Below are 14,649 nucleotides of genomic sequence, written 5' to 3'. Positions count from 1 at the left end.
GTGCGGTGCCTCGCAAGGCGGAGGGCCTCGGCTCGTACTGGACGTACTTGCGAGGGCCGACAACGCGGCGAGGTGCCGTGCCGGACGCCGCGACCCGGCAAACCTTTCCGGCCACAGCACTAGCTCTGCGCCGCGCTAGGCGCGGGTCCGGGACTTGGCGGCGACGCGCTGGGCGGCTCGTTCGGCGGTTCGTCGGGCCATGGTCGCCAACGGGTCGTCGGTGTCCGCGTCCGCCGTGCAGGCCGCCAGTTCGCCGCGCTTGCGCAGCTCCACCACCCCGTCCGTGAGCAGCTCACGCGGGTCGGCGGGCCGCGGCACCTCCTGGGGCCGGTCGCGGCCGGGGGCGTGCGGCACGGGGCGCTCCTGCACGGGCCGTCCGGGCCGCTCGTGTCCGGTCTGGGGCATGCTCGGTGCACTCCTGCTCGCGTCGGGCCGTCACGGCGTCGGCAGAGGGGCGGCCGCCGGATCGTTCCGGCAAGCGCCCCCGGTCCGCTTCCGGGCCAGTGAAGCGAGTGCCCGCCCGGCGCGGCACCGCGGCGCCGGGGTTCTCCCTCGCAGGAGCGGCGAGATTCCCCCGGGCGGGTGACGCCGTGCGCAAGGCTCCGCCGCCACCCCTCCGATGTGCTAGGCGTCAGAGAGCCGGCTCGGCCGCCCGGAGGGCCGCGGCCACCCCGGCCGCCAGCGCGTACGGGTTCCCGGTCGGGCCGCCCGCACCACCCGGCTGCGGTGTGGTCCGCCGCGCCCACTCCTCCTCGAAGGCGTGCCAGTCGATCTCCCGCGGCGCCGCCTTCTTCACGAGGGCCTCCTCCAGCGCCGCGAAGTAGGCCGCCCAGCGCGGTGCGTACAGCTCCCGGACGAGGCGGCCCCACTCCCGGTTCGCGTAGTCGTGCAGGAAGCCGCCCTCGCTGGTGCTGTGCCGGCCCCACACGCTCAGGATCGACCGGGCGTCGTACTCGTACCGGTCCTTCTCCGCCCCGTCCGCGCCCCACGAGCGGGCCGCGGCCAGCCAGGGCCCGAGCAGGAAGTTCGGGTCGGAGCTCGTCAGTGCGTCCAGCCGCCGCTCCGCGTCCGCCCAGGCGGCTGTCAGCTCCCGGAACGCCGCCAGGTCCTCGGCCTCGTACGCGGCCCTGATCCTCGGCAGCAGCACCCGCGAGTGGTTGGCGAGGGCCTGCCGGGCCGTGTCCACCAGGTCGAAGCGGTACGCGCTGGAGCCGCGCAGCCGCGGATCCACCTTCAGCAGGTGCTCCAGGGCCCGCCGTACCGAATCGGCCGGGTAGCGCATCGACTTGGGGCTCCAGTACGCCGCCCCCGCCGCGGTCAGGCTCGGCCGGGCGGTGAACAGGCTGTCCTGGGACTCCGACCACAGCCCGGAGGAGGTGCTGTACGGGCCCTTGCGCAGCTCCTCCCAGGCGGCGGCGGCCTCGGCGTCCGGCCGCCCGTACCGGCGGGCCGCGAAACCGGCGAACCACGCCCGCTGGTCGATCGGCCCCGGCTCCCAGGCGAGGTCCGTGAACAGGTCGAACGCGGCCGGGTTGGTGCCGGTCGCCTCCGGCAGGTACGCGGTGCCGCGCAGCGCACTGGCGTCCTTGGCCCGCCAGGAGCCGAACCGGTCGATCCACACGGAGGTGTTGGCGCCGACGGTGGTGTGCCCGCCGAAGTTGTAGATCGTGCCGAGCGCGTACGGCGCCCCGCCCCAGCGGGTCTCGCGGTCCAGGCGGTTGTACCGGTCGGACAGCCCGTCCAGGATCAGCAGCTTCGAGGTGTCCACCCCCGCCAGCAGCTCCTTGCGGGGGCTGTCCTGCCAGCCCAGCACCGCCCACACCGCCCCCGGGTGCGCGGCGTGCAGGGCAGACTGGACCGCGCCGGCCGCCGCCCCGACGTCGACAGGGCCGGCCTTCCCGCCCTCGTGCAGCGGGCTCATCCGGTACATGGCGCTGTCCCCGAACACCGCGCGCTGCTCCGCGTAGTACGCGGCGGCCACCTTGGGGAACGCCGGCGAGGACGGGTCCAGCCAGTCGGGCCGGTCGAAGCCCGCCCAGTCGCCCTGCGCCACCGTCCGCGCCCCCTCGTTGCGGGCGGCGAATCCCGGCGGCACGGTCCCGAAGTAGCCGGGCAGCACCGGGGTCATGCCGAGCCCGCGCAGCTGCTCGGCGATCCGCGCCCCGAGCCTCGCGCGCTCGCGCAGCAGCCGCTCGGATACGGGGCCGCCGAAGGCGCTCAGGTTCTGCAGCAGCCACCAGCTCTGGTGGCCGGGGGCGGGGATCCACTCCCGCAGCTCCGCGGCCGAGTAGCCGAAGCCCTGGAGCGCCCGGTAGTACGGGTACTCCGCGCCGACCTGCACGAACACCTCGTTGATGCCGTGCAGGGCCAGCAGGTCGATCTGCCGCTGGTGCTGCTCGAAGGTGCGGTACGGGCCCGAGTAGCCGTCGTCGGTGTCGTTGAGGGCGTACCGGTGCGGGACGAGGGCGCTGCGGGTGACGGGCGCGGGCACGGCCGGCAGCCGCGCGGGCAGCTGGCCGAGGCTGTCGCCGGGCCAGCCGATGTCGGCGCCGGCGACGTGCTGGAGGTACCAGCCGACGCCGGTGAGGAGGGTGGCCCCGGTGGTGCCGCGGACGGTGACCGCACCGGCCCTCCCGGACACGGTGAAGGTGTCGGGGCCGCCCGCCGCCACCGGGGCGGCGACGAGCGTGAACTGGGCGGCGTGGCGCGGCAGCAGCCGTTTCAGCGCGGCCCGCGCGGGACCGGTGTCGAAGCTCCGCGCCGGGGGCGCGCCGGGTGCACCGGCGGCCTCCGGCCCGGCCGCAGCGGCGCGGGCCGGGGTGCCGGCCCCCGGGGCGGTCGCCGCGCAGACCAGGGCCAGCAGGACGGCGGGCAGCGCGGGCAAGGTCCGGGGGCGGCGGGTCCGGCGGCGGGGGCGCCGCGGCCGCGGGTCCGTCGTCCGCGGGTCCGTCGCCCGCGGGCAGGCCTGGTTCGTCATGTGCTCGGTCATGGGCTCCGTCGTCCGCTCGGTCGTGTGCTGGATCACGGCATGCGTCAGGGACACCGGAGGTGTCGGTCGTGTCGGTCGTGTCGGGTGCTCTACGGGGACCCTCTCGGGCCGGTACCGGGTGGATCCCGCGGCGCTGGGCGCCCCGGGATCCGCGGGCCGGCGGTGCGTCAGACCGGCAGGGACCAGGCCTGGTCGACGCGGTGGTCGCCGCAGACCTCCAGGCGCAGCCGCGGCGCCGGGGTGCCCGCCGTGGCCGCCGCGGCGGGCGCCGTCAGGCACAGCCCGCTCGCGTCCTCGACCAGGGCGCCGTCCCGGCGGTGGCGCCAGCTCTGCCCGGGCTGCCCGGGCGCGCACCGGGCCAGCTCCACGGCGCCGGCCTCGCCCGCCGACAGGCATTGACCGGCCAGCCGCAGGGTGGCCCCGGCGCCGAGCACCCACCGCTGGTCGGCGCCGGCCGTGCACGGGGCCAGGACCACGGCCCCGGCCCCGGTGGTGTTGGCGCCGTCGGCGCAGGTGGCGCCGTTGCCCGTCACCTGCCCGGTGGGGACGGCCGCGCCGCAGCCGCGTCCCGGGGTGAGCCGCCACACCGCCGTGTCGTGCGCGGCCAGCGTGCCGGTCAGGGAGGTGGAGACCTGGGTGCTCGTGCCGCTCCACAGGTCCTTGGCGGTGACCGTGCACCCGTACAGGCCGATGTCGGCGAGCGGGACCGAGATGTCCCGGGTGCGGCCCGAGCGGTTCAGCACGGCGACGGCGCGGTCGCCGCCCGCCAGCGGCCGCGCCAGCACCTCGAAGGTGGCGTTGGCGGAGACCACCGCGCCCTGGCGGCCCATCGGGTCCTGGTCCAGGGCGATGAGCGCGCCGTTGCCGAGGGTGGCGAGTCCGCCCGGGGTCAGCTCGGAGACCTCGGAGGACAGGATGAACGGGGCGGCCATCATCGCCCACAGGCCGACCTGGCTGCGGCTCTCGGCGTCGGTGAGCCCGGGGGCGCCGGCGATCAGGAAGTCCGGGTCGTTCCAGTTGCCGGGGCCCGCGTACCGGCCGAGCCAGCGGTTGTAGCCGTAGTTGCCGAGGACGGAGCTCCAGCGCGAGGTGGCCGGCGCGGCGGGGTTGTAGACCTTGATGTCCTTGCCCTCGCGCCACAGCTGGCCGGTCTCGCCGACCCAGCCGAGCACCCTGTGCCAGTCGGGGCCGCCCCATTCGCCCTGCTGGAAGTAGGCGGGGGCCGACGCCGAGAGCACCATGGTCCGGCCGCTGTCGCGCAGCGCATCGGCCACGGCGTGGTAGGCGCCGCGGTAGGCCTCCTCCTTCGTCTTCCCGGGCGGCACCCACAGGTTGCAGCCGTCCATCTTGACGTAGTCGACCTTCCAGGACGCGAACTGCCGTGCGTCCTGCGCGTAGTGGTCCGCGCCGCCGCCGTCGGGGGAGCCGCTGCCCGGGTACTTCTCGCAGGTCAGCGAGCCGGCGTCCTCGTAGATGCCGAACTTCAGGCCCTTGGCGTGCAGGTACTCGCCCAGCCAGGCCATCCCGTGCGGGAACTTCTGCGCGTCGACGACCAGGGCGCCCCCGTCGTCCCGGCTCCTGGTCATCCAGCAGTCGTCGACGGTCACCGTGTCGTAGCCCTTGGCCGCCAGCCCGCTCGCGACCAGCGCGTCGGCGTTGGCGACCACCTTGGCCTCGTCGATGTCGCACATGTAGTGCGCCCAGTTGTTCCAGCCCATGGGCGGGGTCAGCGCGAGCGGGGTGTCCGAGGTGGCGGTGGGCTCGGCCGTCGCCGGGGCCGGGGCGAGGCAGAGGGCGAGCAGGGCGGCCGCGGCCAGGGAAGGGAGCGACGTACGCAGGCGAGGCGGCACGGGGACTCCTTGCAGTGGGGGAGGTGCCGCCCAGTGCAGCCGCGTGACTACTCGCTGTCAACGCCATGTGCGGGTCGTGGCCCGATGACCAGCAATTCGGGTGTACCCGCGATCACACGATCGGGGAGGTGCGCAGTACGCGACGCCGGCCTACAAGCCGGAAGGCCAGGCGGCGGATACGCAGACAGATACGCCGGGAGATACACCGACAGATACACCGGCTGATACGCTGTATCCATGCCGAGGACATCAACGGCCCTGGAACGCGCGACGCCCGAGGCGATCGCGGTGGCCGCCCTGCGGATCCTGGACGAGCAGGGCCCCGGAGCGCTCAGCTTCCGCGCCCTCGCCGACCGGCTCGGCGTCTCGCACGCCACCGTCCAGCGCCGCTGCACCGACCTGGCGGGCCTCCTCGACCTGTGCACCGAGCACCTGGCCGACCTGCTGCCCGAGGTCCCGGCCGGAACCGGCTGGGCCGAGGCGACCGAGCTGCGGTTCACCGCCCTGTACCGGCTGCTCACCGCGCATCCCGGGCTGCTGGTCCTGCGCGGCGGCCGCCCCTGGATGGGCCGCCGGCTGCTGGCCCGGCTCGTGGAGCCCGCCCTCGCCGACAGCGTGGCCGCGGGGATGACCCTCGCCGAGGCCGTGACGGTCTACCGCCGCCTGTACCTGCTCACGCTGGGCTGCGCCGCCTTCGTCGACCACCGCGACCCGGCCGCTGCCACCGCCGCCTCGCGGGCGGCCCTCGCCGCGCTGGATCCCGAGGAGTTCCCCGTGCTCTCGTCCGGGCTGTCCGACGTACTGCCCGCCCTGACCGACCACGAGGTGTACTACGGCGCCCTGCGCCAGCTGATCGAGGCGGCCCGGCCCGACGGGGCCTGACCGCACCATCTCAAGGGAGAGCGATCGTGGAACAGCAGCTCGACGCCGCCGCGGTACGCGCGGCCGCCGACCGGATAGCCGGGGCCGTCCGCCCCGCCGCCGTGGTGCCCGCCGCCGACGGCCTCTGGTACGCGCTGGAGTACCTCCAGCACACCGGCTCCTTCAAGGCCCGCGGCGCCCACAACTTCCTCGCCGCGCACCGCGCCTCAGGCACCCTCCCCGACGCCGGCGTCACCATCGCCTCCGGCGGCAACGCCGGCCTCGCCTGCGCCTGGGCGGCCCGCGCGCAGGGCGTACCCGCCACCGTGTTCCTGCCGGAGACCGCGCCGCGCGTCAAGGTGGATCGGCTCGCCCGGTACGGGGCCGACGTTCGGCTCATCGGGGAGCGGTACGCCGATGCGCTGGCCGCCTGCCGGGAGTTCGCCGCGGCGAGCGGCGCCCTGAGCAGCCACGCGTACGACCATCCGCTCATCGCGGCGGGCGCGGGCACCCTGGTGGACGACATCCGGGCCGGGCTGCCCGGCGTGGACACGGTCGTCGTCGCGGTCGGCGGCGGCGGGCTGCTGGCCGGGGTGGCCACCGCCGCCCGGGAGCACGGCATCCGCGTCGTCGCAGCCGAGCCGGAGCACTGCCGGGCCCTCAACGCGGCGCTGGTGGCGGGCCGGCCCGTGGACGTCACCGTCGACTCGGTGGCCTCCGACTCGCTCGGCGCCACCCGCGTCTCGGCGGACGCACTGGCCGCCGCCCGGCACCCCGGCGTCCGCTCGGTGCTGGTCCCGGACACCGCCATCACCGCGGCCCGGCGGGCCCTGTGGGAGGAGCACCGCATCGTGGTCGAGACCGGGGCCGCCACGGCCCTGGCCGCCGTACGAGGGGCGCCGGAGCCGCTGGGGGAGCGGGTGGCCGTGGTCCTGTGCGGCGCGAACACCGACCCCGCCGACCTGTAGCCGGCGCCGAGGCGCGCTCAGCGGGCCGCCGCGTAGTCGGGCAGGCGCACCGGCTCCGTCCGGGTCTGCTCCGGGGCGTCGGCCGCCAGCATGTCCAGCACCTCCTGCGTGGGCGCGGGCATGAAGAACCGCTCGGCGCCCTCCCGCCCCACCGCCTGGTGCTCGGCCACCAAGGGGCGCATGTACGCCTCGTACGCGGCGAACGCGGCCCCGTGGTCGCCGCCCGCCCGGGCCAGTTCCCCGGCCAGGACGTACGCCCCGATCAGCGCCTACGAGGTGCCGCGCCCCGAGGTCGGCGCCGCACAGTAGCCGGCGTCGCCGAGGAGCACGACCCGTCCCGCGGCCCAGGTGTCCATCACCACCTGGGCGTTGGCGTCGAACCAGAAGTCCTCCGCGGTCTCCATCTCCGCGAGCAGGCGCGGCAGTTCCCAGGCCTCGCCCGCGAACCGCTCGGCCACGATGCGCCGCTGCCGGGCCCGGTCGTGCCGGTCGTACTCCAGGCCGTCATCCGCGAAGTGCAGGGCGGCGCGCGCCCGGTCGGCGCTGCTGCCGTCGGAGAAGACGTTGGCCGCCTTGCCGGGGGAGACGTACAGGCGGCCGGTGTTGCGCAGGCCCAGGTGGTTCGGCACGCCGAAGATCGCGGTGTGGATGCCGAGATGGCGCACGTACCGCTCCTCGGGGCCGAAGGCGAGGGCCCGGGTCCGCGAGTGCAGCCCGTCGGCGCCGACCACGAGGTCGAAGCGGCGCGGCGGCGCCTGCTCGAAGGCGACCGGCACCCCGTCGCCGTCCTCCTCCAGCGCGGCGATGGAGTCGCCGAAGAGGTACTCGCCGTCCGCTCCTCGCGCCGCACGGCATGCGGCACATCGAATGGGCCCTGGCCGCCCTGGACGGCCTCGGCCTCGACGCCGACACCCGCATGCACGCCGCGGTCACCCTCTTCGGCTACGTCCGCGGCCAAGCCGTCGACCTGGAGCCCGAGGCGCGCGCCGAACGGGCCAGCGGGATCACCGGGGAGCAGTGGATGGCGGCCCAGCAGAGCCGGATGGCCGCGGTCCTGGCGAGCGGCGCCCTCCCGCACTTCGCCGCAGCCGCGCCCGGGGCCGAGCTGTCCCCGGGGTCGCTGTACGCCTTCGGCCTGGCCGCCCTGCTGGACGGGATCGCCGCCCGGATCGCCGGGAGCGACGACAGCTAAACCGCATTAGTGCGGATTTCCCGAACCGGCCATAAGAAGTCAAACTCCGGCTGCGAACCGCCTCCGGCAGGGAAATCGGCACCCCTTCCGCGAACTCCCCGACTAAAGCGCATCAGTCCAGGTGGCCGCCGTGTTGACGGAGCGGATCCGGTCTGTCCTGCGAACTCCGCGGACCGAAAGGGGAGGCGCGGCTGCTCGGCCATCCCCGGCCCGGCCGCATTGACGCGCCCGTCCCGCGCGGTCAGCGTGGCCCCCGCGCTCCGGCAGCGAGGCCGGAACTCCCCCTAAGGCGGCCGACGATGAACCGTTCGCACCTGCCCCGCACCGCCCTCGCCACCCTGGTGGCCGGCACCCTCCTGACCGCCTCCGCATGCGGCCTCGGCGGCGGTCCGGCCGATGCGAAGGAGGCGCAGCGGACCGGCGAGGTGTCCGGCGAGATCACCTTCCGCACCCTCCAGCTCAAGCCCAAGTACACGGCGTACGTCGAAGGCGTCATCGACGCCTTCGAGAAGAAGTACCCGGGGGCCGCGGTGAAGTGGGAGGACGTGCCCGGCGACGGCTACAACGAGAAGCTCGTCGCCGACGCCCAGGCCGGAGCCCTCCCCGACGTGGTCAACCTCTCCACCGACTCCTTCCAGCTCCTCGGCGACCGAGGCCTCCTCGTCGACGTCGCCAGACTCGACGGCGAGTCGGCCGAGGAGTACGTGCCCGGCGCCTGGCAGCAGTTCAGGCTCCCCGGCAAGGGCGACGGCGTGTACGCCTACCCCTGGTACGTCACCCCGGAGATCCTCACCTACAACAAGGAGCTCTACCGCAAGGCCGGCCTGGACCCCGACAAGCCGCCGACCAGCGTCGAGCAGTTCTTCGACCAAGCGGACCGGATCGCCGCCGCATCGGGCGGCCAGTACGCCGCCTTCATGGCCGATCCCAAGGGCCGGCTGCCCGGGGACTGGCAGAAGATGGGCGTGGCGATCCTCAACGAAAAGCAGGACCGGTTCACCTTCGACACCGCCACGGCCGTCGCCTGGGTCGAGCGGATGAAGGACCTCTACGCCAAGGGCGCCATGCCCAAGGAGTCCCTCCTCAAGGCCGACGACATCAACCAGCTGTACGGCAGCGGAAAGCTCGTCTTCGGCCCCGGCTCCCCGGGATTCGTCCGGGACATCAAACAGAACGCCCCCCAGGTCTACGCCAACACCCAGGTCGCCCCGGCCGTCACCGGCAGGCTCGGCCACATCGGCATCTACGCCCAGTCCCTCGGCATCCGCAAGGACACCAAGCACCTCGACGCGGCGGCCGAGTTCGCCCGGTGGGTCACCAACGGCCCCAACCAGGTCGAGTTCTCGAAGAACGCCACCATCTACCCCTCCAACGCCCAGGGCCTCGCCGACCCGCGCTTCGCCGACCGCGGCGACGGCACGGACGCGGACACCGTCGCCCGCGCCGTCGGCGCCGAACAGCTGAAGACCGCCGCGCTCGACGCCAACACCCCCGTGCAGTGGACCAACCAGGTCGGCGACGCCGTCGTACGCGAGGTGCAGAAGGCCATCCAGGGCGAGCAGGACGCGAAGACGGCCGTGCGCAAGGCACAGGAGGAGGCCAACAGGCTCCTCGCCCACGCGGCCCGCAAGTGATCCCCGCCCGGGCCCGCGGCCGTACGGCGGCCCTGCGTGCCATGGCGGCGGAGCCGGGGCTGCCGCACCGGGCGTGGTGGACCCCGTACCTCTTCCTCGCCCCCGGGCTGGTGACGGTGGTCCTCTTCAGCCTCTGGCCGTTCGTCAACACCGTCGTGCTGTCCTTCACCGACGCCCGGATCCTCCGGGGCGGAACCTTCGTCGGCTTCGACAACTACACCCGCGCCTTCGCCGACCCCGACTTCTGGACCGCCGCCGGCAACAGCGTGCTCTACCTGCTCGTCGTCGTGCCCTGCCTGGTCCTGCTGCCGCTGGCCCTCGCCGTGCTGGTGCAGGCGGAGGTGCCCGGCATCGGGTTCTTCCGCTCCGCCTTCTACACGCCGGTGATCGCCTCGGCCGTGGTCGTCGGCCTGATCTGGCAGTGGGTGCTGCGCAGCGACGGCCTGGTCAACACCGTCTTCGCGAAGCTCCGGCTCCTCTCCGAGCCGGTCCCCTTCCTCACCGACAGCCGCATGCTGCTCGTCTCCGCCATGATCGTGACCGTGTGGAAGGGCCTCGGCTACTACATGGTCTTCTACCTCGCCGCCCTCGGGAACGTGCCCGCCTCCCTCCACGAGGCGGCCGCCCTCGACGGCGCCGGCCCCGTCCGCCGCTTCACCAGCATCACGATCCCGCAGGTGAAGCCGATGATGCTGCTGGTCGGCACCCTCTCCGCCATCTCCGCCCTGCGCGTCTTCACCGAGATCTACATCCTGGGCGGCGAGAGCGGCGGCCCCGGCGGCGGCGCCCGCACCCTGCCCTTCCTGATCCGCCAGGTCGGCCTCGGCTTCGCCGGCGAGACCGGCTACGCCTCGGCCGTCTCCCTCCTGCTGTTCCTCCTCACCCTGGCCTTCAGCCTGCTGGGCCGCCGCCTGTCGAAGGGAGACGAAGGGTGAGTACCCTGACGGTTCCGCCCCGCCGCCCCGTCGCGCTCGCCGCCCGGTACGCCGTGCTGCTCCTGATGCTGGTGGTGATGCTCGGGCCCATCGCCTGGCAGTTCCTCACCTCGATCCGCGGCCGCACCGAGAACGTGTACGACGGCGTGCTGCCCGCGCACCCCACCCTCGACAACTACGCCCGCGTCGCCGAGTCGTTCCCGCTGCTCGGCTACGTCGCCAACACCCTCACCGTCGCCGCCCTGGCTGTTACTTCGAACGTGCTGTTCGCCTCCATGGGCGGCTACGCCCTCTCCCGGCCCGGCTGGAAGGGCCGCCGAAGCGTCTTCACCCTCCTCGTGGCCACCCTGATGTTCCCCTTCGAATCCGTGATGATCTCGATGTTCCTCACGATCCGCGGAATGGGCCTCGTCGACACCCTCGTCGGCGTGTGGCTCCCCGGCGCGGTCTCCGTACTCAACATCATGATCATGCGCTCGGCCTTCCTCGCCGTGCCGCGGGAGATCGAGGAGGCCGCCGTGCTGGACGGGGCCGGCGAATGGACCCGCTTCACCCGGGTCTTCCTCCCCGCCGCCAAGGGCTCCCTGGCCGTCGTCTGCATCACCAGCTTCATGGGGGCCTGGGACGACTTCCTGTGGCCGCTGCTGGTGCTCACCGACAGCGACCACTACACGCTCCAACTGGGCCTGAAGACCCTCGCCGGGACCACCACCACCAACGACCAGCGCATCATCGCCGCCGGCGCCATGGCCGCGCTCCTGCCGATGATGCTCCTCTTCTTCGCCCTCCAGCGCTTCTTCTTCAAGGGCGTGGGCGAGGGAGCGGTCAAGACCTGAGCCGCCTCCCGTCCCCTCTCCCGTCCCCTCTCCCGCCCCGCCTCCCGTCCTCCTGCCGCCTCCCGCCCCCGGACACCCCTGGAGCCGCCGCATGCACGACGACCGCAGCATCACCGAACACCGCCTACGCCGGGTCCTCGGCGAGCGCATCAAGCCCGCCGTGTACTCCGGCCCCCTCCCGCTCACCGTCGAGCGCTGGGACGCCTCCGGCGAGCCCGTGCCCGTCGCCGAGGGGCTCGCCGCACCGTACGGGCCCTGCGCCGTCGGCGAGGAGTGGGGGCCGGCCTGGGGCACCACCTGGTTCAAGGTCACCGGCACCGTCCCGGCCGAGTGGGCGGGCCGTACCGTCGAGGCCGTCCTCGACCTGGGCTTCGACCGGATGATGCCCGGCTTCCAGTGCGAGGGCCTGGTCCACCGCGCCGACGGCAGCGAGGTCAAGGCGCTCAACCCGTACAACGACTGGGTCCGCGTCGCCGACCGCGCGGCCGGCGGCGAGCGGATCGAGTGGTACGTCGAAGCCGCCTCGAACCCCGTCCTCGTCGAGCACCGGCCCACGTACGAGGGCGACCGGCTCACCAGCGGCGACCGGCCCCTGTACCGGATCGCCCGGATGGACCTCGCCGTCTTCGAGACCGAGGTCTGGGAACTCGTACAGGACCTCGAGGTCCTCCACGACCTGATGATGCAGCTCGGCGAGGACGACGCCCGCCGGTACGAGATCCTGCGCGCCGTCGACGCGGCCCTCGACGCGGTGGACCTGGCCGACGTGCCCGCCACCGCGGCCGCCGCCCGCGCCCGGCTGGCCGCGGTCCTCGCCGCGCCCGCCCACGCCTCCGCCCACCGGATCAGCGCCGTCGGCCACGCCCACATCGACTCGGCCTGGCTGTGGCCGCTGCGCGAGACCGTGCGCAAGGTGGCCCGGACCGCCTCCAACGTGCTCGGACTGCTGGAGGGGCACCCCGAGTTCGTGTACGCCATGTCGCAGGCGCAGCAGCTCCAGTGGATCAAGACCCACCGGCCCGAGCTCTTCGAGCGGATCAAGAAGAAGGTCGCCGAGGGCCGCTTCGTGCCGGTCGGCGGCATGTGGGTGGAGTCCGACACCAACATGGTCGGCGGCGAGGCCATGGTCCGGCAGTTCCTGTACGGGAAGAAGTTCTTCCTGGACGAGTTCGGGATCGAGACCCGGGGCGTCTGGCTGCCCGACTCCTTCGGCTACACGGCCGCGCTGCCGCAGATCGTCAGGCTCTCCGGCTCGCACTGGTTCCTCACCCAGAAGATCTGCTGGTCCCAGGTGAACCCCTTCCCGCACCACACCTTCCGCTGGGAGGGCATCGACGGCACCCGCGTCTTCACCCACTTCCCGCCCGTCGACACGTACAACAGCGACCTCGGCGCCGCCCAGCTCGCCCACGCCGCCCGCAACTACCGGGAGAAGGGCCGCGGTTCGCGCTCCCTGGTCCCGTTCGGCTGGGGCGACGGCGGGGGCGGCCCCACCCGCGAGCACCTGGCCCGGGCCGCCCGCCAGCGGAACCTCGAAGGCTCCCCGCGGGTCGAGATCGAGACGCCCGACGCCTTCTTCGAGCAGGCCCGCGCCGAGTACGAGGACGCCCCCGTGTGGGCGGGCGAGCTCTACCTGGAACTGCACCGCGGCACCTACACCTCGCAGGCCCGGACCAAGCAGGGCAACCGGCGCAGCGAGTCCCTGCTGCGCGAGGCCGAGCTGTGGGCGGCCACCGCGGCGGTTCGGGTGCCGGGGTACGCGTACCCGTACGAGGACCTGGAGCGGCTGTGGAAGACGGTGCTGCTGCACCAGTTCCACGACATCCTGCCCGGCTCCTCCATCGCCTGGGTGCACCGCGAGGCCCGCGCCACGTACGCGCGGGTGGGCGAGGAGCTGCGGGCGATCACGCTGGCGGCGCAGCTCGCGCTCGCCGGGGAGGGCACCGCGGAACTGGTCTTCAACTGCGCGCCGCACGCCCGCCGCGGTGTCCCGGCGGGGGGCGCGGGCCGGCCGGCGACGGCCTCCCGGCCGGTGCGGCGCACGCCGCGGACCGGCGGCGGGCACGTCCTGGACAACGGGCGGCTGCGGGTGGAGGTCGACGGCCGCGGGCTGATCGTCTCGGCGTACGACGTGGCGGCCGGCCGGGAGGCGGTGGCCCCGGGCGGGGCGGCCAACCTGCTGCAGGTCCACCCGGACTTCCCGAACATGTGGGACGCCTGGGACATCGACGCGTTCTACCGCAACAACGTCACCGACCTGCTGGACCTCGACGCCCTGGAGGTCGTGGAGGAGGGCCCCGACGCGGTGACGCTGCGCGTGGCCCGCTCCTTCGGCCGGTCGAGGGCGACGCAGTACCTCACCCTGCGGGCGGACGCCGGGACGGTCGACATCGTCACGGAGGTCGACTGGCACGAGACGGAGAAGCTCCTGAAGGCCGCCTTCCCGCTGGACGTCAAAGCCGAGCGGTCCGCCTCGGAAACGCAGTTCGGGCACGTGTACCGGGCCACCCACACCAACACCTCCTGGGAGGCGGCCAAGTTCGAGATCTGCGCCCACCGGTGGATCCACGTGGAGGAGCCGGGCTGGGGCGTGGCCCTCCTGAACGACTCCACGTACGGCCACGACGTCACCCGCGACGTCCGCCCCGACGGCGGCCAGACCACCACCGTCCGCCTGTCCCTCCTGCGGGCCCCGCGCTACCCCGACCCGGAGACCGACCAGGGCGCGCACGTTGTGCGGTTCGCCCTCGCGCCGGGCGCCGGGATCGCGGACGCGGTCCGCGAGGGGCACGCGCTGAACCTGCCCGAGCGGGTGCTGCCCGGCGCGGGCCCGATCGCCCCGCTGGTCGCGGTGACGGAAGGCGCGGTGGTCGTGGAGTCGGTCAAACTGGCCGAGGACCGCAGCGGCGACGTGGTGGTCCGCCTGTACGAATCCCTGGGCGGCCGCGCGAACGCCACCCTCGCGCCGGACTTCCCGGTCTCGGAGGCCCTGGAAACCGACCTCCTGGAGCGCCCCCTCCCGGGCACGGCCCTGGCCCCTGCGTCCGCGGACGGCCCCCTCCCGCTGACCCTCCGCCCCTTCCAGATCGTCACCCTCCGCCTCCGCCGCACGTGACCGCTCCAGCCCCGCCGCCGGAGCCCGGTGCCCGGCCCGGGTTTCTTGGGGCGCCGCCCCGAACCCCGCGCCTCAAACGCCGGCGAGGCTGGAATGGCCCGCCCCCCGCTGCGAAAGCGGAAGGCGGGTCTGGGCCCACCCCGGCGTTCGAAGCCGGGGTCCCCCCCGGACGGAGTCTGGGGGAGGGTCCGGGCGGAGCCCGGTGCCCGGCGGAGCCGGGTTTCGGGGGGGGGGGGGGGGGGGCCCCCGCCCCCGGCGCCAACGCCAGG

The 14,649-nt window shown here is 74.1% G+C and carries 12 protein-coding genes; 7 read left to right on the top strand and 5 right to left on the bottom strand.

Annotation, left to right across the window (positions count from 1 at the left end; all coding sequences use genetic code 11):
• Positions 1-135 precede the first annotated feature (135 nt).
• The 3 genes from ABZ924_RS35445 to ABZ924_RS35435 form a co-directional block, all read right to left on the bottom strand.
• A complete protein-coding gene (locus ABZ924_RS35445) occupies positions 136-405 on the bottom strand; it encodes a hypothetical protein (protein WP_361919319.1) in 270 nt (89 codons plus the stop codon).
• A gap of 226 nt (positions 406-631) precedes the next feature.
• Complete coding sequence (locus tag ABZ924_RS35440; RefSeq protein WP_361919317.1) at positions 632-2,989, bottom strand: alpha-N-acetylglucosaminidase; 2,358 nt, start codon at positions 2,987-2,989, stop codon at positions 632-634.
• A gap of 167 nt (positions 2,990-3,156) precedes the next feature.
• Complete coding sequence (locus ABZ924_RS35435; protein ID WP_361919315.1) at positions 3,157-4,839, bottom strand: ricin-type beta-trefoil lectin domain protein; 1,683 nt, start codon at positions 4,837-4,839, stop codon at positions 3,157-3,159.
• Positions 4,840-5,076: 237 nt separating this feature from the next.
• On the opposite strand from ABZ924_RS35435, the gene ABZ924_RS35430 reads away from it, so the two are divergent.
• The gene (locus ABZ924_RS35430) at positions 5,077-5,721 is read left to right on the top strand and encodes a TetR/AcrR family transcriptional regulator (RefSeq protein WP_361919313.1); all 645 of its coding nucleotides are present in this window, start codon (positions 5,077-5,079) and stop codon (positions 5,719-5,721) included.
• Positions 5,722-5,747: 26 nt separating this feature from the next.
• The gene (locus ABZ924_RS35425) at positions 5,748-6,668 is read left to right on the top strand and encodes a serine/threonine dehydratase (RefSeq protein ID WP_361919311.1); all 921 of its coding nucleotides are present in this window, start codon (positions 5,748-5,750) and stop codon (positions 6,666-6,668) included.
• Positions 6,669-6,685: 17 nt separating this feature from the next.
• On the opposite strand, the gene ABZ924_RS35420 is transcribed toward ABZ924_RS35425, so the two are convergent.
• Both ABZ924_RS35420 and ABZ924_RS35415 read right to left on the bottom strand, forming a co-directional pair.
• Positions 6,686-6,850, bottom strand: a complete 165-nt coding sequence (locus tag ABZ924_RS35420; RefSeq protein WP_361919309.1) for a hypothetical protein — start codon at positions 6,848-6,850, stop codon at positions 6,686-6,688.
• Positions 6,851-6,937: 87 nt separating this feature from the next.
• Positions 6,938-7,444: an FAD-dependent monooxygenase gene (locus ABZ924_RS35415; protein ID WP_361919307.1), complete on the bottom strand. Its 507-nt coding sequence runs from the start codon at positions 7,442-7,444 to the stop codon at positions 6,938-6,940.
• A 77-nt stretch (positions 7,445-7,521) separates the two neighbouring features.
• Here ABZ924_RS35415 and ABZ924_RS35410 point away from each other — a divergent pair, with 77 nt between their 5' ends.
• The 5 genes from ABZ924_RS35410 (at position 7,522) to ABZ924_RS35390 (ending at position 14,380) form a co-directional block, all read left to right on the top strand.
• Entirely contained in the window at positions 7,522-7,860 is a 339-nt protein-coding gene (locus ABZ924_RS35410) for a TetR/AcrR family transcriptional regulator C-terminal domain-containing protein (RefSeq protein ID WP_361919305.1), read from the top strand.
• A gap of 299 nt (positions 7,861-8,159) precedes the next feature.
• A complete protein-coding gene (locus ABZ924_RS35405; RefSeq protein ID WP_361919303.1) occupies positions 8,160-9,494 on the top strand; it encodes a sugar ABC transporter substrate-binding protein in 1,335 nt (444 codons plus the stop codon).
• A 41-nt stretch (positions 9,495-9,535) separates the two neighbouring features.
• Entirely contained in the window at positions 9,536-10,429 is an 894-nt protein-coding gene (locus tag ABZ924_RS35400; protein WP_361919301.1) for a sugar ABC transporter permease, read from the top strand.
• The gene (locus ABZ924_RS35395) at positions 10,426-11,265 is read left to right on the top strand and encodes a carbohydrate ABC transporter permease (protein WP_361919299.1); all 840 of its coding nucleotides are present in this window, start codon (positions 10,426-10,428) and stop codon (positions 11,263-11,265) included. Before ABZ924_RS35400 ends, ABZ924_RS35395 begins: the two co-directional genes overlap by 4 nt.
• A gap of 91 nt (positions 11,266-11,356) precedes the next feature.
• The gene (locus ABZ924_RS35390) at positions 11,357-14,380 is read left to right on the top strand and encodes a glycoside hydrolase family 38 C-terminal domain-containing protein (RefSeq protein ID WP_361919297.1); all 3,024 of its coding nucleotides are present in this window, start codon (positions 11,357-11,359) and stop codon (positions 14,378-14,380) included.
• Positions 14,381-14,649 lie beyond the last annotated feature (269 nt).

The organism is Streptomyces sp. NPDC046876 (assembly GCF_040645035.1).
Classification (GTDB): domain Bacteria; phylum Actinomycetota; class Actinomycetes; order Streptomycetales; family Streptomycetaceae; genus Streptomyces.
The sequence above is the reverse complement of the archived record's forward strand: the minus strand, read 5'-3'. Positions and strand labels throughout refer to the sequence as shown.